Source organism: Gemmatimonas sp. (assembly GCF_021298855.1).
GTDB lineage: Bacteria > Gemmatimonadota > Gemmatimonadetes > Gemmatimonadales > Gemmatimonadaceae > Gemmatimonas.
Genome location: NZ_JAJTHI010000083.1, coordinates 24,548 through 33,832, shown reverse-complemented (window position 1 = coordinate 33,832; position 9,285 = coordinate 24,548). Strand labels below are relative to the sequence as shown.

Below are 9,285 nucleotides of genomic sequence, written 5' to 3'. Positions count from 1 at the left end.
GTCGTTCGCGAGGTCGCTCGCGAGCGATTCTTCAGCGTCTTGGCTCCGCAGCGAGGCAGGCGTCGCTTCCTCGTCACCGGACAGCGTGTCGCTCGTAACGTCACCCGCGCTCTGCGACTCGCTCAACGCGCTCGTCGTGTCGCGCCTTTCGACATTCGGCAAGACCCTCCCGTCCACATGGAAGGGTGTGGTTGCAGCGAAACTGCGTGGCGGACTGTACTTGGTGGATCCAATCCTCGGCGAGGAGAGCCACCGGTGGTACTTTCTCGTTCGCCCAGACTCGAACGCAGTATACTACTTTGCCACGCCGTGGTAGTCGCAAGGGACGCCTGAACCGCTCCAGGTTTCGTGGAGACTCGGTTAATTGAGTGCCAAGCGCTCCGCAGGAGCCGCTTGGGTGCGGTAGTGCTGCTCCTCGAATTCCGCCGGGGAAACATACCCCAGGGGCTCGAGGATGCGGCGGGTGTTGAACCACGCGACCCATTCCAGCGTCGCATACTCCACGTCGTCGAAGCCTTTCCAGGGCCCACGCCGATGAATGACCTCGGTTTTGTACAACCCAATGATCGACTCGGCGAGCGCGTTGTCGTACGCATCGCCCGCGCTCCCGACCGAGGGGGCCGCGCCCGCGTCCGCGAGACGGGTGGTGTAGCGCATCGCGACGTCTTGCGACCCGCGATCCGAGTGAACCACGAGCCGGCCATCCAGCTCGCGTTCATGCAAGGCTTGCTCGAGCGCATCGAGCACCAAGTCCGCGCGCATGGTGGTGAGCGCCCGCCAGCCGACGATCCGCCGCGAGAACACGTCGACCACGAAGGCCACGTACACGAAGCCGCGCCACGTGGCGACGTACGTGAAGTCGGCGACCCACAGCGGATTGGGTCGCTCGGCGGTGAACGGCCGTTGGACGAGATCCTCCGGGCAGGGGGTGGCCGTGTCCGGGCGCGTGGTGGTCGTGCGCCGGCCCCGTACGACGCCGTGGAGGCCCGCGAGGCGCATCAGCCGCGCGACGGTGCAGCGGGCGACCGTGACGCCCTCCCGCTGGAGCTGATGCCAGATCTTCCGCACGCCGTCCACTTCATGGTGGTCGCGGAATACCGCCCGGATCTGCTCCAGCAGCGCGGCGTCCCGCTGCACGCGGGGCGACGGCCGGGTGGCGTCCGCACGGACCGCGCGGCGCTGGCAATAGCCCGACGGGGCGACCTGCAGCACCGCGCAGATCGGCTCGACCCCGTACACGCCGCGCTCCGCGTCAATGAACGCATCGATCACGGCGGGCCCTACTTCGTGAAGCGGTCGCTCTCCGCCGCGGCGAAAAACGCGCTGGCCTTCCGCAGAATCTCGTTCGCCCGCTTCAACTCGCGATTTTCGCGCTCCAGCTGCTGCAGCCGCTCCCGCTCGTCGGTCGTCACGCCGAGGCGCTGCCCCGCCTCGCGCTCCGCCTGCCGCACCCACAGCCGGAGCCTCTCGGCCGTGCAGCCGATCTTCTCCGCGATGGACCAGATCGCCGCCCACTGCGTCGGATGGGCGTCCCGCTGCTCTCGCACCAGCCGAACGGCCCGCTCGCGGACCTCAGCCGAAAAGGGCTTGCGGCCGCGCCCTCGGACCCCTTTGTCTTTCGTCATGCTCCCAAATCTCACAAAGCTGGGAGTCTCCATCAAACCCGGGGCGGTTCAGGACGTTGGTGCGGATACCGGACCAAACTCAGCTTAACGCCAACTACACAGAATTCCCGAGAGGTGGATCATGCGTAAGGCCGTAATCGCTCTATGTCTCACCGCTAGTGTGGGACTCGGTCACGAGGGCGATACAAACCTTTTGAGGATGCCCGCTTCGCGCTCTTCCGCATCTATCGTTGGATGTAAGTCGATGACTGAGGGCGACGCTGAGTTGTTGATGTCTCGCGCAATTTGGCTCGCTAGTGATTCGTCAGCGTCCCGGCTCCGCAGCGAGGCAGGCGTCGCTTCCTCGTCACCGGATAGCGTGTCGCTCGTAACGTCACCCGCGCTCTGCGACTCGCTCAACGCGCTCGTCGTGTCACGCCTTTCGACATTCGGCAAGACCCTCCCGTCCACATGGAAGGGTGTGGTTGCAGCGAAACTGCGTAGCGGACTGTACTTGGTGGATCCAATCGACGGCGAGCAAAGCAACCGATGGTACTTTATCGTTCGCCCAGATCTGAACGCGGTGTACTTCTACTCCACGGGGTGGTAGCTCAAGGGCTACCGAACGCACGTCGCTTTTCTTGTCGGTATTGCACTTCACAGGGCACGTGTCTGATATACAAGGGAAGCGCACATTTCTGGTGTCCTCTAGCAGGTCCTGACCATGCACATCGAATTCTCCGGCGCCGCGCGCGAAGTCACCGGTTCCTGCCACATCCTGCGCGTGGGCAGCGGCAGCACGCAGCGCACGGTGCTGCTCGACTGCGGGCTCTTCCAGGGCAGGCGCAGCGAGTCACGCGCCCGCAACACGACGCTCCCGGTGCCCGTCGCCGAAATCGACGCGATCATCCTGAGCCACGCCCATATCGACCATGCCGGCCGCCTGCCGTACCTCGTGGCGCAGGGGTACCAGGGGAGTATCTGGGCCACCCCGGCGACGCGCGACCTCTGCGCCATCATGCTCGCCGACTCGGCGCATATCCAGGAGAAGGACGCCGAGTATCTGGCGAAGCACCGCAACGAGTTCATTGAACCGCTCTACCGGGTGGAGGATGCGACCCGGACGGTCGAGAACATGATCGGCATGCCGTACAAGAAGTGGTTCGAGGTCACCGATGGCGTGCGGGCCATGTTCACCGAAGCGGGGCACATTCTGGGCAGTGCCTCGGTCGTGGTCGAATTGCGCGAGGGCGACGAGGTCCGGCGGGTGGTGTTCTCCGGCGACATCGGGCGCAGCGGGTTGCCCATCATTCGTGATCCCGAGCCCCCGCAAGTGGGCGCCGACGTCATCATCTGCGAAAGCACCTACGGCAATCGCGATCACGAGTCGGTCGACGGCGCGCGGGCGCAGCTGGCACGCGTGGTGCGGGACACCGCCGCCCGTGGCGGGCGGGTGCTCATTCCCGCCTTCGCCGTGGGACGCACGCAGGAGCTGGTCTACGACCTCCATGCGCTGCGTCGCGGCGGGCAGATTCCGGATATCCCCATCTTCATCGACTCACCGCTGGCCACGGATGCCACCGCGGTGTTCGCCATGCACCCGGAAGCGTACGATCACAACGAGGAGCTGGTGCGCCGCGCGCCCAACCTCTTCGACTTCCCCATGGTGAAGTTCACGCGTGATGTGAGCGAATCGAAGCGGCTGAACACCATGCATGGTCCCATGATCGTCATCGCCGCGTCGGGGATGGTCGAGTCGGGGCGCATCCTGCATCACCTGCGCTACGGCGCCAGTGACCCGCGCAACACCATTCTGGTGGTGGGGTTCATGGCCGAGCATACGTTGGGGCGCCGCATCGTGGAGCGGCGGCCGGTACTGCGCATCTTCGGCGAGGAGGTGCCGCTGGCGGCGACGGTGGAGGTGCTGCTGGGCTACAGCGCGCACGCGGACCGCGGGGAGTTGCACCGCTGGCTGCAGAGCGTGCGTGCGCATGGCCGGGAGGAGGGGCGTGCGCGGCCGACCGTGTATCTGGTCCATGGCGAAGCGGAGGCACAGGACGCATTCGCCGTGCGACTGCGTGCCGACGACTTCCACGTGGAGATCCCCTCCTCCGGCACCACGGTCGCGATCGCGCGGTGATGGCGTGACCCACACGTCGTGGCGGTGACGGTGCCGCCCGACAGCGATATGGCGTAGTTTGGCGGAGTCTATGGTCCGTCAGGCTCCGAAGATTCCTCGCCCGCGCTTCGTGCGCTTCGCCACCCGCGCGCTCATCGTGCTGGGGGCCGGGTGGTTCATCGTGTTGCTGTGCATTGCCGGATGGTCGCGTCGCGCCTCGGCGGGCACGGCCGATGCGATCGTCGTGCTGGGGGCGGCGCAGTACGGAGGGCGTCCGTCACCGGTGCTCAAGTCGCGGCTGGATCACGCCTTCGGTCTCTACACCACGAATCGGGCGCCGCAGGTGGTGCTCACCGGCGGCCGGCGGCCGGGTGATCTGATCAGTGAGGCGGCCGCCGGCCGTCGCTACCTCGTGCGTCGCGGCATCCCCAAGGACGCGATGCTGCTGGAATCCGCTGGCCGCACATCGCTGGCTTCCATTCAGGGTGCGGCGCAGCTGCTGGTGCATCGGCGCGATTCCCTCGCTGGCCCTGCCGTGGATGCGGCACAGCAGGCCAAACCGCGCGTCCTTCTGGTGAGCGACCCATTTCACATGCTGCGGTTGGAAATCCTGGCCCGGCTGCACGGGCTCACCCCGCTTCCCTCGCCCACGCGTACCAGCCCCATCTCTGCCAACCGCGCCGTGCTCGAGTACATGCTGCGCGAGTCGGTGGCGCTGCCCACCGACCTGGTGCTCATGCTCTGGCTCACACTGAGCGGGCGCACCATCGATTCGGCGTCGGCGTCGGGCTGATCACTGGCGCAGCCGGGTGACACGCCCCCGTTCGTCGAAGCCCTTGAGTGGCAGCCGCTTCACATCGTTGTGCAATCGGCGGCTGCTCTGCTCCACCGGGAAGCGGTAGAGGGCCGCCGCAAACGAGAAGCCTTCGGCGGCCGCGAGGTTGACGGTGTAGCCGAGATCCTGCAGCGAGCCTACCGACAGCGCACTCAGCGGATTGCTGCTGCGATTGAGAAACCCGGTCATGAGTTCGTTGCGCAGAATGCTCTCGCGCCAATGCGAATCGCGCGTCCCGATACCGCCGCTGTTCTCGACCGGGACCGGCGTGCCCGAGTAGACGGCGCGGTTGAGCCGGGTGAACTGCGTACGGGCACCGGCCCCCTGAAAGTACGGATCGTTGCCCCCCTCCCCCACCAGCAGGGTGCGCTGCACATCCCAGAGGGTGCCGATCCCCAGCACATGCCCCATCTCGTGCACGATCACATCGGTGAGCAGCCCCTCGGCCACGAGCGCATTGAGGTCGAACTCGTCGAACTCCATGAGCCCGTACGTGGTGAGCCACGTGCGCGTGTTCACCGCGCAGGGTCCCGCCTGCCCCAGAATGTTTCCGGTGGAGTCTCCCGCGCCGTCAATGGGCGCCACGCGGGCGTAGATCACCACATCGTTGATGACTTCGTTGACGGCGGGGATCCAGGAGGCGCACTCCCCCGCTCCCTCGACGACGCGGGTGTCTTGCAGGTTGCCCACGATGATGGTGCGCCACTTGGCCGCAGCGGTGAGAAACGCCTGACGGACCACGGGATTGTTCACCGTGCCGATGAAGCGCACGTCAATGTCGAACTGCGACGTGCTCACGGTGGCGGTGAAGCTCACCGCGCGTCCCGGAAGCGCGGAGCTGCTGGCCACGAGCGTTTGCCGCGGTTCGGTGGGGCCGAGAATCCACGCGCCCACGAAGGCGGTGCCATTGGCGGGGTCGGAGGTCTGCTGTGCCGAGGCGACGGTGCCCGAGGCCGGCCCGGGGGTGAAAGTGACCGGCACGTTGCCCACGCCGTTGCCGAAGATGTCGACGACGCGCACCCCCGGCGGGACGGGTACGGCATTGCCGAAGGAGCCCACCTGGTTGTCGCCGGCGATCTTGATGAGGTCCACGGCGGGCCCGGGCTGGGCCACGGCGCTGGCGTCCACCGAGGTGGTGAACCCGTTGAGCGCGTCCACCACAGTGGCGCGCAGCCGCTGTGCCCCGGCCTGCGTCCCAAGACGCCACCCGCCGGCCGTCGCCACACCCTGCGCGTTGGTGGTCTGGTTCGCGCCCGTCACGCTGCCGTTCCCCAGCGTCACCGCGAAGGTCACCGGCAAGCCGGGAATCACGTTGCCGAACTGATCTTCGGCGCGCACCGCCGGCGCAGCGGGGACGTCGGTGTTCACGGTCGCCACCTGATTGTCCACGGTGGCGAGCGCCACGGTGGCCAACGCGCCCGGCAGTGCCGTGGCGGTGAAGACCGTCGGCGACAACCCGTCCACGCGCGCTTCGAGTGTCTGCGTGCCGGCGGTGGTCCCCAGCACCCACCCGCCCGAGGAGGCCACACCGCCGGCGTCGGTGCGCACGGAGTCGCTCGACACCCGGCCATTGCCCCCGGTCACGCGCCAGCGCACCAGCAGCCCCTTGATGTTCTTCCCCCGCTGGTCGGTGATACGCACGCTGGGCGCCTGCTGCAGCACGGCGTTCACACGCCCCGTGAAGGTGGTGGCTTCCACCGGTGCGGCGGCGGTCGGCACCTGGGGATCGTCACCGCACGCCAGCAGTGCCGCGGCCAGAAAGACGTGGACCGCGCGGGCGCAATAGGACCGAGTGGGCATAACGTGGTGAACGCGAAGGGGAGTGATCACGCAAGAAGTTGGCGAGGGCGACCGTGTCGTCGCCGATGAACGCGAATGCATGCGCGCGGGGTTTCGAGTTGCTGGTACACGCCCGAATATTGACCCATGCACATCCCCGTCGAGAGCTACCACCTCCCGAATGGCCTGCACGTGGTGCTCTCCGAGGACCATACGGCCCCCATCGTGGCGGTGAATCTGTGGTACCATGTCGGCTCAGCGAACGAACGACTCGATCGCACCGGCTTTGCGCACCTGTTCGAGCACATGCTCTTTCAGGGGTCGGCAAACGTCGAGGCCAATGAACACTTCGAGTTGGTGCAGCGTGCCGGCGGGACGCTGAACGGGTCCACGTGGCTCGACCGCACCAACTATTACGAAACGTTGCCGTCGCACCAGCTGGCGTTGGCGCTGTGGCTGGAAGCCGATCGCATGGGGCGCATGCTCCCCGCGATGACGCAGCACAAGCTGGACACGCAACGGGACGTGGTGAAGAACGAACGGCGCTGGTCGGTGGACAACCAGCCGTACGGTAGCTGGTGGGAGCGGCTGCCGGCGTTGGTGTTCCCGGAGGAGCATCCGTTCAACCACTCCCTGATCGGCTCGATGGAACATCTCAGCGACGCCTCGCTCGACGACGTCGCCGATTTCTTCCGCACGTATTACACCCCCGACAACGCGGTCCTCACCGTGGCCGGCGACTTCGACCGCACCGAAACGGTGCGCCTGATCACCTCGTACTTCGGCGACATCCCGCGCGGGGCTCCGCGGCCGCCGTTGCGGGACATGACCGTGCCACCCACCCTGGGGAACACGCGCCGGGAGGTGATACCCGACGCCGTGGCGTTGCCGCGCCTCTTCGTGGCGTGCCGCACCCCGGTGTTCGGTACCGATGGCTACTATGCGGCCAGTCTGGCCGGCGCCGTGCTGGGGATGCGCACCGGCTGCCGGCTCGAGCAGTCGCTCGTGCGGCGCCAGCGCATTGCGTCCCAGGCGAGTGCCTTCACCTACGATCTGGCCAAGGGCAGTGACCTGTTGGTGATCGATGCCACCGCGCACGCCGGCGTGAGCGCAGAGCAGCTGGAGGCGGCGGTGCTGGCGGAACTCGATGCGATGGTCGCGCATGGGGTCACGGAGGACGAAGTGACGCGGGCGCGGGCGCTCATCGAGACGAGTTTCGTCATGAGCATGCAATCGGCGGCGGAGCGCGCGGACCAGTTGTCACGCTTCGCGACGTATTTCGGCGATCCCACGCTGGTCAACACCCAGGTGGCCCGCTACGCGGCCACGACGGCCGCCGATGTGTCACGTCTGGCCCGCGAGCGGTTGGGCGCCGACAACCGGGTGCTGCTGGTGTACGTGCCCGCCGAGGAGCCGCCGGCTGAAGCGGCGGCGGTCTTGGCCGAGGCGATGGCATGAGCACGTCCGCGTTGGTCTCCATGCCGGTGGCGCCGCCGCGCCCTGGCGCCGGGGCGCCGCGCCCGTACCGGTTCCCGCACTTCGTGACGCGCATCCTCTCCAACGGCTTGCGGGTCATGGTGGCCTCGGTGCCGGCGTATCCGGTGGTGACGACGCTGGCCGTCGTGGAGGCCGGGGCCACGCGTGACCCGCGCGACCACGAGGGGCTGGCGCAGCTGGTCACGCGCGGGTTGAGCGAGGGCACGCGCACCATGAATGCCCTGGAGCTCACCACGCGCCTCGAAATGCTCGGGACGACGCTCGATACCGGGGCCGACTGGGACTCGGCCATCGTGCAGCTGACGGCGCTGTCCTCACGCGTGGAGGATGCGCTGGCGGTGCTGGCGGAAGTGTTGCGCTACCCGGCATTTCCCGAGCACGAGCTGGAACGGTTGCGGGCCGAGCGACGCGCGGATCTGGCGCAATTGCGCACGGAGCCGCGTGGGCTGAGTGATGTGTTCTTCTCGCGGTTGCTGTACGAGCGGGCGTCCCGCTTTGCCCGGCTCGCTGGTGGTGACGAACGCAGCATCGAGCGACTCACGCGCGACGCGGTCGTGTCGTACCACGAGACGTACTATCGTCCCGATGCCACGGCGCTCATGCTGGTGGGGGACATCGACGTGGAGACGGCGGTGCGCATTGCCAGTACGCACTTCGGCGACTGGGCCGGTACGGCGCCCCCGGTCACCGAACCGCCCGCCGCACAACGGCACCTCGACGCCCGTGTGCATCTCGTGCACAAGGCGGATGCCCCCCAGAGCGAGGTGCGGGTGGGCCATGTGGCGATTCCGCGCTTCCATCCGGATTACTTCCCGGTGGTAGTGATGAACGCCATTCTGGGCGGGCTGTTCTCCTCCCGGCTCAACCTGAACCTGCGCGAGCAGCACGCGTACACGTATGGCGCGCACAGCGCCTTCGACTGGCGCCGCGCGGCGAGTCCCTTCGAGATCAGCACGGCGGTGGAGACGGCGGTGACCGCCGACGCGCTGCGGGAGATCGTGGCCGAGTTCACGCGCATCCGGGAAATGCCGGTGAGTGAGGCGGAGCTGTCGCTGGCGGTGTCGTATCTCGTGGGGGTGTTTCCCATTCGCTTCGAAACCACGGCCGAGGTGGCGGGGGGGATGGCGAACGTGGAGATCTTCCGTTTGCCCAGCAATTACTTCGATACCTATCGTGAGCGCGTGGCCGCGGTGACGGCCGACGACGTGCTGCGCGTGGCCCGCACGCATCTGGACCCGTCGCGACTGCAGGTGGTGGTGGTGGGCGATGCCAACGCCATCCGCGAGCCGGTGGCTGCACTGGGGCTGGGTCCCATCACGGTGTATGATCCCCTCGACGACGATCACGCGGACGCGGTCTAGCTGATCGTGCGTCGTTCACCGGGTGTCTGCCCGTTCCTTCGTCCCCACGTTCTCCTCTCGTGACGCCAGCTCGGAAGTCTTCGCCAGCCT

At 67.2% G+C, this 9,285-nt stretch carries 6 protein-coding genes and 1 other annotated feature; of the genes, 4 read left to right on the top strand and 2 right to left on the bottom strand.

The window, feature by feature from the left end; all coding sequences use genetic code 11:
• Positions 1-360: 360 nt before the first annotated feature.
• Positions 361-1,625, bottom strand: a protein-coding gene (locus tag LW840_RS17130; protein WP_291277452.1) for an IS3 family transposase whose coding sequence is annotated in 2 segments (ribosomal slippage) — positions 361-1,310 and positions 1,310-1,625 — 1,266 coding nt in all. Because the reading frame shifts where the segments join, the coding sequence is not laid out codon by codon here.
• Positions 1,195-1,323: a sequence feature (AL1L pseudoknot), on the bottom strand. Its footprint overlaps the gene before it by 129 nt.
• A gap of 703 nt (positions 1,626-2,328) precedes the next feature.
• On the opposite strand from LW840_RS17130, the gene LW840_RS17125 reads away from it, so the two are divergent.
• Together LW840_RS17125 and LW840_RS17120 are read left to right on the top strand one after the other, a co-directional pair.
• The gene (locus tag LW840_RS17125; protein WP_291273402.1) at positions 2,329-3,744 is read left to right on the top strand and encodes an MBL fold metallo-hydrolase; all 1,416 of its coding nucleotides are present in this window, start codon (positions 2,329-2,331) and stop codon (positions 3,742-3,744) included.
• Positions 3,745-3,814: 70 nt separating this feature from the next.
• Positions 3,815-4,516, top strand: coding sequence for a YdcF family protein (locus LW840_RS17120; RefSeq protein ID WP_291262108.1), 702 nt, complete (start codon positions 3,815-3,817; stop codon positions 4,514-4,516).
• On the opposite strand, the gene LW840_RS17115 is transcribed toward LW840_RS17120, so the two are convergent.
• Complete coding sequence (locus tag LW840_RS17115; RefSeq protein ID WP_291266973.1) at positions 4,517-6,358, bottom strand: leishmanolysin-related zinc metalloendopeptidase; 1,842 nt, start codon at positions 6,356-6,358, stop codon at positions 4,517-4,519.
• Between the two features lie 126 nt (positions 6,359-6,484).
• Here LW840_RS17115 and LW840_RS17110 point away from each other — a divergent pair, with 126 nt between their 5' ends.
• A complete protein-coding gene (locus LW840_RS17110; RefSeq protein WP_291262110.1) occupies positions 6,485-7,795 on the top strand; it encodes a pitrilysin family protein in 1,311 nt (436 codons plus the stop codon).
• Complete coding sequence (locus tag LW840_RS17105; RefSeq protein ID WP_291262111.1) at positions 7,792-9,195, top strand: pitrilysin family protein; 1,404 nt, start codon at positions 7,792-7,794, stop codon at positions 9,193-9,195. The genes LW840_RS17110 and LW840_RS17105 overlap by 4 nt, the downstream gene beginning before the upstream one ends.
• Positions 9,196-9,285 lie beyond the last annotated feature (90 nt).